The organism is Desulfovibrio sp. JC022, assembly GCF_010470665.1.
Lineage (GTDB): Bacteria > Desulfobacterota > Desulfovibrionia > Desulfovibrionales > Desulfovibrionaceae > Maridesulfovibrio.
Window position 1 is genome coordinate 155,165 of record NZ_VOPZ01000004.1, and the last position, 15,405, is coordinate 170,569.

At 44.4% G+C, this 15,405-nt stretch carries 12 protein-coding genes and 1 tRNA gene; 9 read left to right on the forward strand and 4 right to left on the reverse strand.

Going from position 1 to position 15,405, the window contains the following annotated elements:
• Positions 1-60: 60 nt before the first annotated feature.
• Complete coding sequence (locus FMS18_RS07755) at positions 61-465, reverse strand: MerR family transcriptional regulator (protein WP_163293181.1); 405 nt, start codon at positions 463-465, stop codon at positions 61-63.
• 248 nt (positions 466-713) lie between these two features.
• Here FMS18_RS07755 and FMS18_RS07760 point away from each other — a divergent pair.
• The 6 genes from FMS18_RS07760 to FMS18_RS07785 all read left to right on the forward strand — a co-directional run bounded on the left by FMS18_RS07760 (position 714) and on the right by FMS18_RS07785 (position 6,888).
• Positions 714-788, forward strand: a tRNA-Val gene (locus tag FMS18_RS07760).
• A 202-nt stretch (positions 789-990) separates the two neighbouring features.
• Complete coding sequence (locus tag FMS18_RS07765) at positions 991-1,863, forward strand: hypothetical protein (protein ID WP_163293182.1); 873 nt, start codon at positions 991-993, stop codon at positions 1,861-1,863.
• A gap of 43 nt (positions 1,864-1,906) precedes the next feature.
• A complete protein-coding gene (locus FMS18_RS07770) occupies positions 1,907-2,914 on the forward strand; it encodes a hypothetical protein (protein WP_163293183.1) in 1,008 nt (335 codons plus the stop codon).
• Positions 2,915-2,931: 17 nt separating this feature from the next.
• Positions 2,932-4,176: a hypothetical protein gene (locus tag FMS18_RS07775; RefSeq protein WP_163293184.1), complete on the forward strand. Its 1,245-nt coding sequence runs from the start codon at positions 2,932-2,934 to the stop codon at positions 4,174-4,176.
• Positions 4,177-5,613, forward strand: coding sequence for a hypothetical protein (locus FMS18_RS07780; RefSeq protein WP_163293185.1), 1,437 nt, complete (start codon positions 4,177-4,179; stop codon positions 5,611-5,613).
• Positions 5,614-5,676: 63 nt separating this feature from the next.
• Complete coding sequence (locus FMS18_RS07785) at positions 5,677-6,888, forward strand: hypothetical protein (protein ID WP_163293186.1); 1,212 nt, start codon at positions 5,677-5,679, stop codon at positions 6,886-6,888.
• Between the two features lie 78 nt (positions 6,889-6,966).
• Here the strand turns inward: FMS18_RS07785 and FMS18_RS07790 are convergent, their stop codons facing one another.
• Positions 6,967-8,187 carry a hypothetical protein gene (locus FMS18_RS07790; protein ID WP_163293187.1) on the reverse strand — a complete coding sequence of 407 codons (1,221 nt, stop codon included), beginning with the start codon at positions 8,185-8,187 and terminating at the stop codon, positions 6,967-6,969.
• A gap of 235 nt (positions 8,188-8,422) precedes the next feature.
• Here FMS18_RS07790 and FMS18_RS07795 point away from each other — a divergent pair, with 235 nt between their 5' ends.
• Genes FMS18_RS07795 through FMS18_RS07805 form a run of 3 tightly spaced genes read left to right on the forward strand, consistent with a single transcriptional unit; the run spans position 8,423 to position 12,894 of the window.
• A complete protein-coding gene (locus FMS18_RS07795) occupies positions 8,423-11,539 on the forward strand; it encodes a hypothetical protein (RefSeq protein WP_163293188.1) in 3,117 nt (1,038 codons plus the stop codon).
• Position 11,540: 1 nt separating this feature from the next.
• On the forward strand, positions 11,541-12,137 hold the full coding sequence (locus FMS18_RS07800; RefSeq protein ID WP_163293189.1) for a hypothetical protein: 597 nt from the start codon (positions 11,541-11,543) through the stop codon (positions 12,135-12,137).
• Between the two features lie 25 nt (positions 12,138-12,162).
• Complete coding sequence (locus FMS18_RS07805; RefSeq protein ID WP_163293190.1) at positions 12,163-12,894, forward strand: PP2C family serine/threonine-protein phosphatase; 732 nt, start codon at positions 12,163-12,165, stop codon at positions 12,892-12,894.
• A 5-nt stretch (positions 12,895-12,899) separates the two neighbouring features.
• Here FMS18_RS07805 and FMS18_RS21035 read toward each other — a convergent pair whose 3' ends face one another.
• Positions 12,900-14,564 (reverse strand): bifunctional serine/threonine-protein kinase/formylglycine-generating enzyme family protein, encoded by a 1,665-nt coding sequence (locus tag FMS18_RS21035; RefSeq protein ID WP_163293191.1) that lies wholly within the window; start codon positions 14,562-14,564, stop codon positions 12,900-12,902.
• Positions 14,565-14,704: 140 nt separating this feature from the next.
• Entirely contained in the window at positions 14,705-15,403 is a 699-nt protein-coding gene (locus tag FMS18_RS07815) for a cytochrome c biogenesis protein CcdA (protein WP_163293192.1), read from the reverse strand.
• Positions 15,404-15,405: the final 2 nt, after the last annotated feature.

Below are 15,405 nucleotides of genomic sequence, written 5' to 3' on the forward strand. Positions count from 1 at the left end.
AATAAAAAGGGGAAGAATCAGTACTGATTCTTCCCCTTTTCGTTTTTGGAAAAATGCGCATCAGCCCAGTAAATCCTTGATCGCCAACAATTCCGTACGAATTTCCCTTAAAAGGGCCTTATCCTCTCCAGAATCAAACTCTTCATGACTGAACAGCGGCAATTGCGAGACCGCATCAGGAGCGGGAGCAAATGAGTCCTGCGCCATTTCGACAGATTCCTCATCCGGGGAATCAAGACGCTTGCGGGCACCTTCAATGGTCAACCCCTCATCGTGCAGAAGAGTCTTTATCCGGCTGATCAAGGAAATGTGCCCTTCATTATATAAACGCTGTCCGGACGGGGTACGGATCGGCTCCAGCTGCTCAAATTCGCCTTCCCAGAATCGCAGCACGTAAGATTTCAAACCGACAGCCTTAGCCGCCTGCCCGATCTTATAAATTTTTTCTTCACTCTGCCCACTCATAAGAAAACTTATTATCAGAGAGCACCCCCTTAGAAAAGCCTAAACAGGCAAATATCTTCCTGATAATAATGAATTTCGATTAAAATATTTCCATGAAACAGCATCAATTCAGCAAACAACAAGGTGCCAACCATTTGATTATTCTAAAAAAGAAACACAATCATGCAAAAACATAAAAAACCTGCTTGACAGTGAAGCCCCTCTTACGTAGAACCTTCTTCGTCGACAGCGAGTCGGCATCAAAAAGTAGGAGCGTAGCTCAGGGGTAGAGCACTTGCTTGACATGCAAGGGGTCAGCAGTTCAAAGCTGCTCGTTCCTACCAGAAGATTCAAGGACTTAAGAAGTAATTCTTAAGTCCTTTTTCCGTTTGGGAAACCACTGCGTCTACGCCAAAAACAAGGCCACAAGCCTATGGTGGCGTGAAAAATTACGTTTCCATAAATTGCTTCTCTTAGCTTGTAATAAGTATGTTTTTTAGATAAAGAATCATCGGTTTAACATAATTTATAAGAGGTGATTCTCATATGTGTCGTTCGTTATTTATTACCGTCATTTATTTTTTATATTTTGCATTAGCCTCAGTTACATCGGCTACAGCCACAGATTTACCTCGCCTCTTGGTCGTGGGAGATGATTCCAGCCATGAAAGCTTATCCTGCGAAACCCAGCCTTTCAAAGCAGTTATCAATACCATCTCTAATTCGCTTCTCAACGAAGGATTTGATGTAAAAGATGAAGCTGCTTTTTCCACTGGATCCGCCACTCGGAAAAAGATCAGACGCGATGACGCAGAGCTAATCCGGGAGGCAAAAAAACTCGGGATCGACATAGCAATCATATTTTCAATTTTCCCCAACATTAACAACGACACTCACTCCACAAGAATTACCCCACGGGTAGAAGGCCGCATTGTCTCTGTTTATGATGGCTCTCGATTGGGCAATTTCAATATTAAATCCCAGATTTCAAAACCGATCAGCAATAAATATGGCTCACAGGAAGCTCTCACCGACACTGCACATATCCTTGGAAAAGAAGTCGGTGAGGTCTTGACCGGGCGCATCATCCAATATGTAGATGCTGAAGGTGGACGATTACAGGAATGGGTAATCGTTTTCGATGGATTCAATAGATATGATGTCATGGACATGGAAGACATGTTCAGGACTTTCAGTGGATATGATGCTCACCGGGTCAAACCAAACTCAGGTTCGAGATCAGGTCATGATGAATTTTTCTATAAATCCAATGCCGATTCCGCAAAGCTAAAGCGTGATTTTACGCGAATGCTTGGCAAGTTAAACATAAAGGGTACCATTTCTGTTTCCGGGCTGAAAATAAGTATCGCCAAAAACCGCGGACTTAAATCCAAAATGATGCAGAAAAATTCTTGGTAAGCAATTTGCGCTAAACAAATTAAAGATATTCGGGGAGGAATAAATGAGGTCAAATCAACTGGTTATCATAACAGGAATAGTGCTAACCATCCTTTTAGCAGGATGTGCCGCTAAACGTCCTGTTCCTAATGCTCAGGTCAACTTTGAGGTGCCTTCCAAGCTCTCAATCATCAAAAAAGATTCACTTTTAAGAATTATTTCGACTAAAGAAAGCAAGAAAGAAACTCCCGGCTTAGCCAAGGAACTTTCCTCACAACTAAATAAAATCGGGTACTTCAAAGTCAATAACGGAGCCAATCCCCGCTATGTCCTTAATCTTGATACATTCTGGGATGAACGCTGCGACAACAAACAACAGACAAAATACAACGTCCGTTTCCTGAAAAAAGTTAAAAAGAACAAAGACGGAAGTGGATATGAATATTTGGTCAAAGAGCACGGCAAATCATATACCGCGTCGCTTATCGGAGCGATTAGCATTTATGAAGTGAAAAACATGCAGCCTCTCGTATATTTCAATGTAAACGCTGAAGACACTGTGTGGGTACGGTCCGGATCAGAAAGGCAGTCCAAATCACCCTGCAATACCAGAGCAGCCCGCAAAAAAATGACAGGTGAAATAATCACCAAAATCAATAGCCTTCTTTCTAATGAACATCGCAATGTTCCGGTAGTATTCCCTTCAGGAGGCGACGGTCAGGTTAAACATCTCTTGCGGTCCAGAAAAGCTAAAGCTGCTCAAGAAAGATTGAAAAGCATCCTTCCCCCTATACAGATAACGGCACTGACCCCGCAATTATATGAAAAATGGGATGAAGAAGCAGAGCAGAACGGGACTCCCAAACGAGACATGGACGAGGACCTGGCAAATTATTATCTGCTCTTCATGGCTCAGGAAGCCAGAGGAGTATCAGAGCAAAGCGCACATACAATCCATACCGGATATATCCAGATAATGTTGCAGGCTGATGACAAATCTTTGATAAATGCAGCAGCTGATTCAATGGCCAGACTTGAAGAAACGGCAAGTCGTTTGGGCATCAGGCTCTAATCCAAGGAGAAATATCCATGCAGAATAAAAAATATATCTTAGCTTTTAAATTAATACTGATACTGACCATTATGGTCATTGCAGGCTGTAAAAGCACCAAGAGAATGGTCTACGCTGAATACATCATGCCCCCCAAAGTAATTTCAGATGTAAGCAAAATACAGCAACTGAAAATAGACAAACCCAAAATTCAGATAAAGACTTCCGGGCTAAGCAAAAGATCTTCACGGGAAATTTCAGATATTTTTACCCACATCATAGTCAACGATTTTAGCTCCAAGCTGTACTATAATGGCTATATTAAAACTACCGATGAACTTTGCGGCGCTCAAGCCGGCCTTAAACAGGTACGGAAAAAGCTGGCTAGATCCAAGCACGGTTACAATGTAAAAATCACCCCGTTCCATAAAACAGCGAAGCTCAAAGTTGAAGCAAGAATCAACTATGTCAGAAGTAAAGGGACCGACCGGATACAAACCAGACTCACCACGCAAAATTACAGTGTTGCGTATTCCGACAAAGGTGTGCCGTACGCAAAGGCATCTTCCTCAAAATCACGGACAGTATTCAGCAACGTTCCGTATATTGAGGTCAAGGCCAAGGGTGTGCTGATTTGTACGTTGTACGACATCAACGGCAAAAAAGTATATTCTAGGGTATTTGATGATCTGGAATTTGAAAACAAATCCGGCGGCGACTCCGGCAGCAAAGCTGAAGCACCCTACCCTGAAGTTGCCCAAAAATTACTCAACGACGCAATCACAAAAGTAGTTTCCGATATCTCCCCGCACAAGGAAAAGAAGCCTTTGGCTGTAAATGAAAAAGGCGATCCCACTATTGTAGCATTGATCAAGGGTACCGCTTTTTTTGATGCAAGAAATAGACTTGAGGAGCTTCTGACCGAGGCAGAGGAAAATATCGAGAAATCCTCAGCCGAAGTTAATGCTGAGTATGATCAGCTTATAGCAGTAGAGTCTGATCCAGAAAAGCGACTCGCACTTGAACAACAAAGAGCTGAAGACCTAATTGATTGTACTCGAGATTATTCTCCGGATTATGAAAACCTAGCCATAATTCAGGAAGTAGTTGGTAATAAAAACGAAGCATTGCATTATTATCAGGTCGCCGTGAACGCGGATCCTGAAAACCTAACCGCACTGGATTCAGTCCAAAGAATTGGTGACATGCTGAAATCTTCGCTCAAGGTCTCTGACCCTAATAAAATCGACAACTACATACAGAAAAAATTTAAGGAGAACTAAATGCGCAAGAACTTACTCTTGATAATAATGTTGTCGTTCATGATCTTTCTTGGATCTGGTTGTGCAAAAAAAGTAAAGATCAATCTCCTGCAACCGGGAGAAATAAAAATCACCGGAATCAGTAAAATTTCGGTGATTCCATTCAATACCATTAAACCAAACTTTGCAGCAGGAAAATACGCAGCATCTCCACGTGTTTGCACTCTTGCACGTCGCTGTCTTACTGACAAATTATACAATGAACCATACTTTCAATTGGTTGATCTGGACATTGAAAAACAGCTGACTAAAATTAATAAAGGAGCAAAACCTACACATCGCTTGGACGGCATTCTTTACGGACAGGTATGGTGGCAGGTTTCTGATGAATATGAAAACTTCACTCCAAGCAAAATCACTTTGGATAAGTGGCGAATGGTTGATTATGTATGCGGAACAAAGGATGACGGATCCCCAAGATACTGTTCCACAAAAGTAACCACTCAAAACCGAGATGAGTTCTTCAAATCTCATTACCGAGCAGTTACAGCCAGTCTGATGCTGAGCCTTTCCGTATACCGGATTACTCCCAATGGAAAAATAGACAAGGTGGCTCAAGTTTTTGAAGTTGCAAGAGAGCCGGCAATTATCCGTAACGGAGCATATTCAACAGATCTGGAAATTATCGGCTTCGAAAAAATGAAAGACAGATCCGCGACTCTAAAGACCACTGAAGGCCTCGATCTTTCTTCACTGTCATCCCTCTCGTCACTGTCGTCCTTGTTTGGCAAACCGGATACGATACAAAAAAAATCAAATCTTGATGTCAATGTGACCAATAACAATGACAGTATCCCGGCAAAACTACATATGAAAAACGCCCTTGCCCATACCGCGAGTGGAAGATTACGCGATGTTATTCAACCGCATTTCGAATCATTCGATATACAAATGCATGGCAAGGATAAAAAAACTCAAACTCTTTTCATTACCCAAGCATATAATGGGCTTTCCAAATATTTAGCCTTGAAAATTGCTGACAAGAACACAGACTTGGCTGATACCCTCCTTGAGGACTTAACCTTTGAGGAAGTTGCTCAGGAGGTTCTTTTAAGACAGATGCAGGCCGAGCATACAGCTCGGCAACAGGAACTGCCTCAAGAAGAACGCCAGCCTTTCACTGCGCCCTCTGCAAATGAACTCTCGGAAGACGCAAAGGATTATCTGGATGGTATGACCAGTGATATATACAATCTGGCACTGACCCTTGAAGGATTGGGAGATTTCGAAAGATCCCTTGAGATATACCGTTATGCATTCACTGAGTATGAAAATACCGATCAGGATATGGCTGACGGAATCGGACGTTGTTCACTAGCTCTGGATATGGTCGCCAGAGTAGATGAAGCCACAGGAGCAAAAGAAGACGCCCAAAGCATGACCAGACTTAAGAAATAGGAGAACATCGTGATTCGCCGGTTATCATCGATAACAATCATACTCATAGCAGTAGCGTTTCTGTTGACAACAATAAAAATCGGACACGCCTATGAAGACGTAGGTGTGTCCGTAACAATAAAGGGCAAACGCAGCTTCAAGGCCAAGAAAGCCGCAAAAATGAAAGCCCAGAAACAAGCCATAACCAATTACTTAAAACGGGTAAGTCCTGCTGCGGTTGGCAGCTCATGCGAAAAGCAGTTACTGGATGACCGTGCGGTTTTGATTCAACGTGTTACAGCTCAAGGATTTGCCCAGTTGGACAATGCTTTCGAAGCATCCTATCTGGTCAGAATTGATGATGAAAAACTCAACTACAGATTAGAAGAGTTGGGCTGTGGTTCCCAATCCGGAGCCGCTGAAGTAGTAATGCTGATAATGGAAGAACCGCCGACCAAAGGCGATATAGCCATGATCCTGAACTCTGCCGATGCTTCAGGAACTCGCAAACTTAGAGGACTGGGGCCATTTGTCATCTTCTACACATCATATCAGCGAGCCATCAGGGACAGCATTATTGAAGGAGCCAACCGGGAAGGCTTGAAACTGACCCGTTTGGACACAATCAGCGATTTTCAACGGATGAAAATGTCCAATGACGACCCGTTGGTAGGCGTATACTTTGATAATGACACGGAAGAATTTGCTATCAATAGACGACTTACCAGTATCGTTAAAAACAAATTCGCAGCGAAAAACACAATCATTCTCTATTACCGGATCGCCTCATTGTATTTTGACCAGGTCAGCAGAAAACTGAGCGTGACCCTGTCCATCTCCCTGCATGACCTGAATTCAGGTGAAACAAAATCTGTCGGAAGTCAGGAATTTGTATCCATGATTCCAGAAGGACAGCCGGGGCTTGCTATTCGTGACGGCCTTGCTGATGTGGCGTCCAATGCAGCGTCCTTATTGATGAACCGAGCCAAAAAAGAAGCAAGACGAATGAGTTCCATGGCTCAAGCTAAAACACGAAGCGTAAATCCCTCCACTGCCAACGTGTATGTAAAACTCAATTCAAAACGGACCATGTACAATCTGAAAAAGAAACTTTCAGACAATATGGTACAAAACAGCCGCATTGATGGCGAGAATCTTGTAATTTCACTTGCCGCAGGCGTAACATCTGATGAATTTGTATTCGAAAGATTGCTGGCTGTACTTGAAGGGATGGGCATAAACATCCCCGATAAGAATATTCAGTTTAAAGAATCTAAGTGTTTTATTGAACAATAAAACCGTAGTAAAATTAACGCAAAAAAATCCCCGGACAAAACATCCGGGGATTTTTTTTAGCGGATATTTTGATATTAATTACCAATTGATCTGCACAGGTTTTGAACTGCCGGGATCGGATAGGGTTCCAGCTGTACTGCTGTCCTGCTCCAAGATAACTCCGAGGGCTGAGGGTTGGGAGTTCTGTTGTTCAAAAAAAACTTTAAAATTCTTCGAATTAATTGCCGTTCTGCGCTTATAAAATCGCACGACGGCATTCTTCATATTACACTTAACTAAACCGTTATATTCATCTGTGGAGTAATATGGATCTAAATGTGCATTCATATCAAAGTTTTTTTCAGTTCCGATCTCTTCGGCTCTTCCTGGACTTGGCATATAATCAATATCTCTTAACGCAACATCAATAACATTTCCCCTGATAGCTATTTTATGAAACTTGTAACTAAGCTGATTACAAGTTTTAAACAAGCAGGCACGTTCAAGCCATCTCTTATAGCGGTCTTCATTTTTATCATCAGAGTTAAATTTTACAGGAAAATATTCGTAATCAAAATTAACTGAGCTTGACCGTAGTCCCAATGCTAAGTCTGGCTTGTGATAAATTCTATGTTCTCGCTCCTCTTCATCTCCATCCCACTCATGTCCATTCCTTTTAAAAAGAAAAACCCTTACCTCAACATCATATAGATAAAACTCATCGCCTTCCCATGCTCCGGAATACAATGTTTTGTACAACCGCTCCGCGGCATCAGCACGTATAGCCATCTCTAAAAAATTTCTGGCAGCTCCCTTAATTTCACCAAAACCTGTTGGGTTTTCAAGTATAGCATCAACCGTGTCCTTAACAATATCAACTTTACTAATATGTAAACTATCAGAATATAAGTTCCAAAGTTTATTCCAACCGTATATTTTGCCGATTTTATCGATTATTTCTTGCCTATATGGATAAGTATTGTTGATGACCTTATGCAATAGACTCGGCTTAATGGGGTTCTGTTTCTGATCATGGACAGCTTCTTTAATTGCAGCAGCCACCTTTCCTAGATATTTTTCTTTATCCGGCCTCACATTATTACTCATCTCATACCGCGCAGTATCATGCATTCGATCCAGCCTTACCCTAAGAGTATCATGAAAAAATCTAGCTTCCTTATCTGTGATCGAAGTTAGTGCCGTATAATGATTTCCTGAATCCGTTTTTAAAATATAAGAAACAAAATCTTCCTTGGCTTCAACAAAGCTCACTCCCCAAACATTTAGTAATAAAAAAAGGATAAAAACATTAATTCGCATCTCCAACTCCTTATATTATTTCAGCACAAATTCCATAACAGGCAACTGACTAGGGTTCAAGGACTTAAGAAGAAACTCTTAAGTCCTTTTTTCATATGGGGGACTCTGTCGGGTAACCAGAAATTTACCCACCTCGCCTCTACACCATTCTCCCTTTCCCGGTTTACCCGCCCTTAATAAAAAGATATACTTGATTTAAGTGGAAGACCGCCCAAAGAAAATCAGGAAAGTCAAAATGTTTGCAGAAAAAGATCACTTCAGAGAACTTTTCGAACAGTTCAAGAAGCATCTGAGTCACGACAACTACGATGCTATCAACGAACTGGTCGGAAGCCCGCAATGGTTAAACTTAAGATTTAAAAAGGCTAACCGGGCAGCTGAAGTGGAGCTTCCGGCAATCTTGTACTCCATGGACCGAGTAAGAGATATTCTTGACGCAAAGCAAGGCTCCATAGCTGAAGCATGTACCATCTTCGGTAGCAATATCTGGAATTACATAGGCCATAAAGACAAGCTGAAACTCGAAGAACAGTTTTGCGCCCAAGTCAGCGATATTCTGGACGACATGTCCAATACCGGACGTTCGGGGCTGGCTGTGAGCCGCTTGCAACAGGAACTGAAGTATCTGGATGCAAACTTGGATCTCAAGGAAAGAATGGAGAGAATCCTTCAGGAGTATCAAGAGATCAGAAGCAGGCGGGATGATCTTATTCTGAAAAAGAAAGAACTGATAGAGTTCCTGATCAAAAATGAAAACTACGATGAAGCGGAATCTGTTCTGAAGGATATTATCACGACCTACGGCAGCGAAATAGAAAGCCTCAAAAACCTTTCATCGGAAATAGCCCTGCTTAAACTCAGAATTGAAAATGAAAGAAAAAGACTTCTGCTTGACGGAAAATCACTGCAACAGCGGGTTAAACAACTAAGCGCAACAACCTCATATTTAAGTCTTGAAGAACTGGAAACTCTAAGGAGCGACCTGTTTGATTTTGTAAAACTTAACCCGGAGATGCCGGCTGCCCGCAGACTGGAGCAGGAATTCCTAAGCAAAACCAAGAGATACCTGCTCGGCAAGACCCTGCACATAAACGAAACTTTAGGGCCGGACGAAGCAGTGAAATGGTTTACCGAATACGTGCTGACATCTAATTTTGCCTCGAGTTTCAGTAACCTCTCTGAATATCCTGAGCTTAAAGCCGTGTTTCGTAGCTGTTTTGAATCAAGCCTAAAAAAAATCAAAACAAAAACAACTGCCCTGCTCTTTGACGATACCCTTGCGGAACTAAGCCGCTTCGACCACCGAACCTGCTCACTTTATTCACTGGAAGAAGCCGGGCGCAGATCAAAACTACACGACCGAATAGAAAGATTCAGGAACAGCACACGGGACATCCACAACGAAAAAGAGTTGCTTGACGAACTATGCATTGCAGTTGATGCATATGAAGGATCTCCCCTTTCGGAACTGCGCACTGAACGTGGCGACAAGTTGGCCGCCATGCTGAGCGTCATCAATACCCCCTACCATGATTTGTCCTCCCCGGACCTTGCCACAGCTATTTCCGAACTGGAAACAATCAGCAAGGCTGACGATGGCAGAGTTGGACGGGAAGCCGAAAAAAAAATTAGAACATTGCAGACCGAAAAGCTTCGCATTGAAGCCTCAAGGGCCCGCATGGATCAGGACCTGCACCGCGAACAGCAATGCCTGCTCCAACTACTGGCCCTGCACCCTAACGATACAGATTCAGCAAAACGGCTGTCCGCGGTAAGAAATGAATACCGTACTCAGAATCAAACCTTTGAAAAAGGTAAACAAGAACTTTCTGAGCACCAGCTGAACAAAGCCATCTCTTCCCTTTCCGCTGTTACCGATATCAATCTCAGCTCAGAAGCAGCACAGCTTCTTAAACAAGCACGCTCCGACGCAGAGCTATACAACAATCAGGCTCGCAAGATTTTACCGGAGCTTGATTATGCAACCACATACCCACTGGCAGAAGCAACAGATGCGGATCTTTCAACTATGCGGGAAAGCCTCTCGCTACTGAATGAATCATTCAAGGATTCACCAGTGATAGAAGAACGGCTGGAAATGGTTAAAATGGAACGATCCATACGCAACAAAATCCTGACCATTTCGGAACTACGGCAGGAATACGGTAATAACATAACAGCCCTGCTGGATCAGGATGTCGTGACTGAATCTTTAAAAAAACACGGCACCCATCCACACATGTCCAAGGAAATAAATCTATTGGCATCGGCCATACAAGATTCATATATTGCACAAACAGAGAACAAAGAACTTCACAAAGCCCGCAGCCTGTACAGAAAATTCCTGAAACTCCCCGCTGATGCATTTAAAAGGGATTACCTGAGCTTTGCCGAAAACGACCCGCTGCATATATCCAGACTGGAGCGCGATCTCGAAGAAGCCGGACAACAGGCACGCTTCGCTATCATGGAATTGGAAAAATTGCGTCTCCCGGAGGGAGCTGCATATATAAAAAAAGCTTCAGCCATATGCTCTGACTTACCTCAACTTATCTCGGCCATGGATATGCGTGAAAGAATCGCCGAGGGTCAGGAAATTATGTTCAGAGTGGACCGTAATCTAGACTCTCCGGCCGACATGTCGGACACACAGCTTGAAGAGCTATCCTCCGAACTTGACCGGGCGGCACGTCTCCTTCCGGCAGAAGGCAATCTAAGACTGCTTAACCTGAAATATGGATCCATCTCCGATTATAGACGCATGGTCACCGAGCAAACAGGGATCAAAGGGAGAATGCTGCTGCATATCGTCAACAGGGGGGGATATTTGATACTTATGGATGAATCTTATTTCGGAAACCGCAAGGCAGCTGAAAATCACAACGCCATTGCGCTGACTGCACCGATGATCAAAGAAAAACATGCCAAAATATCCTTCATTGATGATATTCCTGTACTGGAATCAATTGATGGAAAATTAACAGTCAACGGAAAAAAATGCGACAAACTGAGTCTGAACAAGGGTGACGAATTGAAACTCGGGCTGAACTTCAGATGCAGAGTTGATGCCGCAGACAGCAACGCCCTTGTACTCACACCGCATGTCGCATCCCAAATTGCATCTGCATCGCAGATAAAATCCATCGTTCTGATTAACCGTCGCCTGCTTTTCTCCGCAGACAACTCCGGACATATAAAAATTCCGCAATTGCACCACCAGTTCGAACTGCTCCGCTCGGATAACTCTTTGCAATTGTACAGCAAAGACGGCAACAAAGAGATTAAGCCCGGCGCAGAAATAACCCTTCAGGAAAGCAACGTATCGTTCACCTTCAACAGCGAGGTGAGATAAAGTGAACGGAACCTACCTCAAAATATTCATCATCACTCTGACGCTACTCTACGCCCTGCCCGCTTCAGCCGCGTCCAAGCTTGATGTCCGCAGCTCCAAACTTCTTGAAGAGGCAGCCCAGTCAGCAGTCATGGTCATAAATACGGAAAGCATCTTCCTGCTCGGTAATGAGGATATCCGGCTCAAAGTATCCGGTCCTTTCCCGGAACTGGAATCAATTCTGCTGGCAAACATGGCCGATTCTTCCAACAGATACGATTTTTCAGCGAACGGAACCCACACCCTACACGTTAAATCCAGCATTCACGAGAGCGGATTTTTCAAGCAGCCTCATGTGCGCATAAAAATATTTCTCAAAGCAACAGACCAGAAAGGGCGCATAATCTGGAGTGATCAAATATGGTCACCCAAACTGCGCGATTTCAGCCTGCTAAGCAACTGGCTTTTCGGCCTTTTGGCCGGATCATTCCTGATACTGTTTTTTTATATTATCCCCTCGGCAGGCTACAAACTGGACCTGCCGAAAACGACACGGGTAACCCTGAAAGTCATTGTCTTTGTAACGTTCAGTGCAGCTATAATTTATTATTTGCTGTAATTATTTCCGGCAGGAAGGACTTGGGATGAAAATCAAACACACCGAATTTACCCATCAGGGGACCAGAAATGAAAATCAGGACCGGCTGCTTTGTATCAACCGGGATGAAAACGGTTCCAGCTGTGCTCTTTTCGCAGTCGTGGATGGCATGGGAGGATTATCGGACGGAGCTGAAACAGCTCAAGAGGTCAAAAATTCTCTTAAAATGGCTTATACCGAGATCATGGATTCCCCGAACCGTCTGGAAGAACTTCAGAATGTACTGCACAGGGCCAACATCAGGATAAATGAATCAAAACAGTCCCGACGGGGTGCTACCTGCTCCGCGCTGTGGCTGGAAAAAGACAAATATTTCATAGCCCATACCGGCGACACACGCATATTCAGCATCAACAGCAACAAAACCGAACTACTCACTGAAGACCAGAACATTGCTTTCACAATGTATTCAATGGGCCGCAAAACTTACGAAGAATACCTTAGCGGCGGCGGACACAACAGACTGCTTTCATTTGTGGGTATGGGAAAAAAAATGAAACTGCAGGGCTTTGAAGGAAGAACAATGCGGGGAGATATATTCCTGCTCTGTTCGGACGGATTGAACCAGTTTCTACAATTGAAAAGCGTGGAAGAACTGGGCAGAAAGGCGTTGCAGCAGAATGATCCCTATCAATATCTCCTGCAACACCTGAAAGAAACGGTAATTCCTGACAGGTCTGAAGATAACGTCAGCTGGATATGCCTTCAGGTCACATAGTTATATCAGCGTTCCCTGATCAAGCGAAACCCCAGATCACTGAACTTGCTTTCAGGATCAAGGCCGAATCTGTTGACTGCTCTGGCATGCTCTTCATCATGCCCCCAGCTTCCGCCCCGCAAGCTGCGTTCTTCACCGTATTCCCTATGAATAGGATTCTTGCGGTCATGTGACGCATAGGCATCCGGGCTGAACCAGTCCTCACACCACTCCCAGACATTACCGGACATGTCGTAAATCCCAATTCTATTAGGCATCATCAGTCCGACCGGATGGGTTTGTTCATCGCTGTTGGCACTGTACCAGGCCACCCGGTTCACATTCTGCGAACCGGCATACTTATCGAACATACCGCAACCCCGTGCCGCGTACTCCCACTGGGCCTCAGTGGGCAGGGAAAAGGTATATTTACCATTCGCTGCTGAAGACAGTTTACGGATAAACTGCTGGGTATCATACCACGAAACCGTTTCCACAGGGTGATCGTCCCCCTCGAAATACGAAGGGTTTTTCCCCATAAGAGACGTCCACTGCTGCTGGGTGATGGGATAGCGGCTGATCCAGAAACCATCCAACTCAACAAGATGGATAGGCTGCTCATCATCATAACCTTCGTCATCCCCCATATCAAATTGTCCGGAAAAGACCCATACGAATTCAATACCCGTACTCGGCTCCACCCAAATCCAAATATATTCACCTAAATCAAGATCATCGATATATTCGCCTTCCCCCGGTTCATCCTCCCAATCCACCTCAAGAGAGTATTCATAACCATCGTCATAATCGTAGGAGTCTTCGGCATCATCACCGTTCTCTTCCGCCTCTTCGACATATTCCTGAGCAGGTGAACTTTCCACCTCTTCATCATAAGTTGAAAATTTGAACTCCATACGGCAGCATTCCTCAAAATGCTCACGCATCTCCTGCACATCGCTATGCCTGTCTTCAGGATTCTTCTCAAAAGCTTTTTCTAAAAACGGCTTGAAGCGGTCCGGCATCCGGCTCAGATCCGGCGGTTCCAGAATAATGGATTTCATTATGGACTGAAGATCGCTAGACTCGGCACCGAAAGGGACATACCCGCCAAGCATACGGCAAAAAATAACCGCAGCAGCCCAGCGGTCCACCTCAAATCCGTAATGCGTATCGAACCGTTCCGGGGAGGAATAATGGATAGTCAGGGCCGCATTCTGAGACATGGAAACACTTTCCCCGCTGGTAATCTTCGATGAACCAAAATCGCCGATTTTGACAACATTTCCGGTCAGGAACAGATTTTCCGGTTTTATATCCCGATGCAAAAGCCCATGATTCTCAAGAGTCTGTAGGCCGTGCATAATTTCCCTGAACAGGGCCACTGCCTTTTCCTCAGAAACATTATCCCAGTCGAGAGCATTTTCCAGATTTTCCGGGACATACTCCATGAGGATACAAGGCTCACCATCCACCGATTCCCCGTAATCTATCACTTTTACCAGTCTGGAATCGTTGATGCCCAGGGTTTCCCGAGCTTCCCGTTCAAAGAGGGTCACGTCCTTATGCAAAACTTTCAAGGCAAACTGAATACCCTTGTCATTTTCAACCAAATAGACAGTGCCGTACCCACCGGCACCAAGGACCTGCTTTTTTATATAATCTTTAAAGATCGCATCTCTGGATTCAGGCACAATCACTCCCCTTTATTTATGGCTATTCCATCCTATTTTTAAAATACGCAAATGCGGATTATTTGTAAAACGGATTTGGAATTTGGAAAGAAATAAAGGAGGAGAGGGGCGCAAGACCGATTAATCAAATCTCTGACTTCTTAAAAGAACGGCTGCCCCACAAAATATATCCCGAGCAGGCCTATCAAGGCTCCCGCCATTTTGCGGAAAAGATTGCCACCCTGCTGCCAGCGGCTACTTTCCAGCATGCGCCGGACCAAAGCCGTTGAACTTCCGGCCACAGCAATGGGCAGGCAATGACCGATCCCGAAAAGGACTATCAGCAAAATTCCGGTGGCAATTTGGCCCTGCACAGTAATTATAGCCAGAATAGGTGCAATAAAACCGAAAGTGCATGATCCGGACAGAATACCGTAAGCCAGTCCCAGCACGAACGCCCCAGTGTACCCCTTAAGCTTGAACCTGCCCATAAGGTTACCGGACATGGAACACTTGGCAAGACCCAACATATCAAGCGCAACCCAAAGCAGCACCGCACCGACGACAACCGTCCACCATGGGCCTACGTCACCCATGAGCCTGCCCAGTACGGCGCAGACAATACCGATGACTGCTATGGTGATGAACAATCCGAGAGTAAACAGTCCGGCATATCCCCAAGCTCTGCGCCCTTCCACCAGTTCATTCTGCCCTCCCACATAACCGACGATAAGCGGTATAGAGGCAAGGTGGCACGGTGAAAACAAGACACTGACCACCCCCCAGAGCAAGCAGCCAAAGGCAGCCCATACCGTCCCGCTTACGATCCATCCGTTGATGGCAAGTAGAAACTGATCCATAG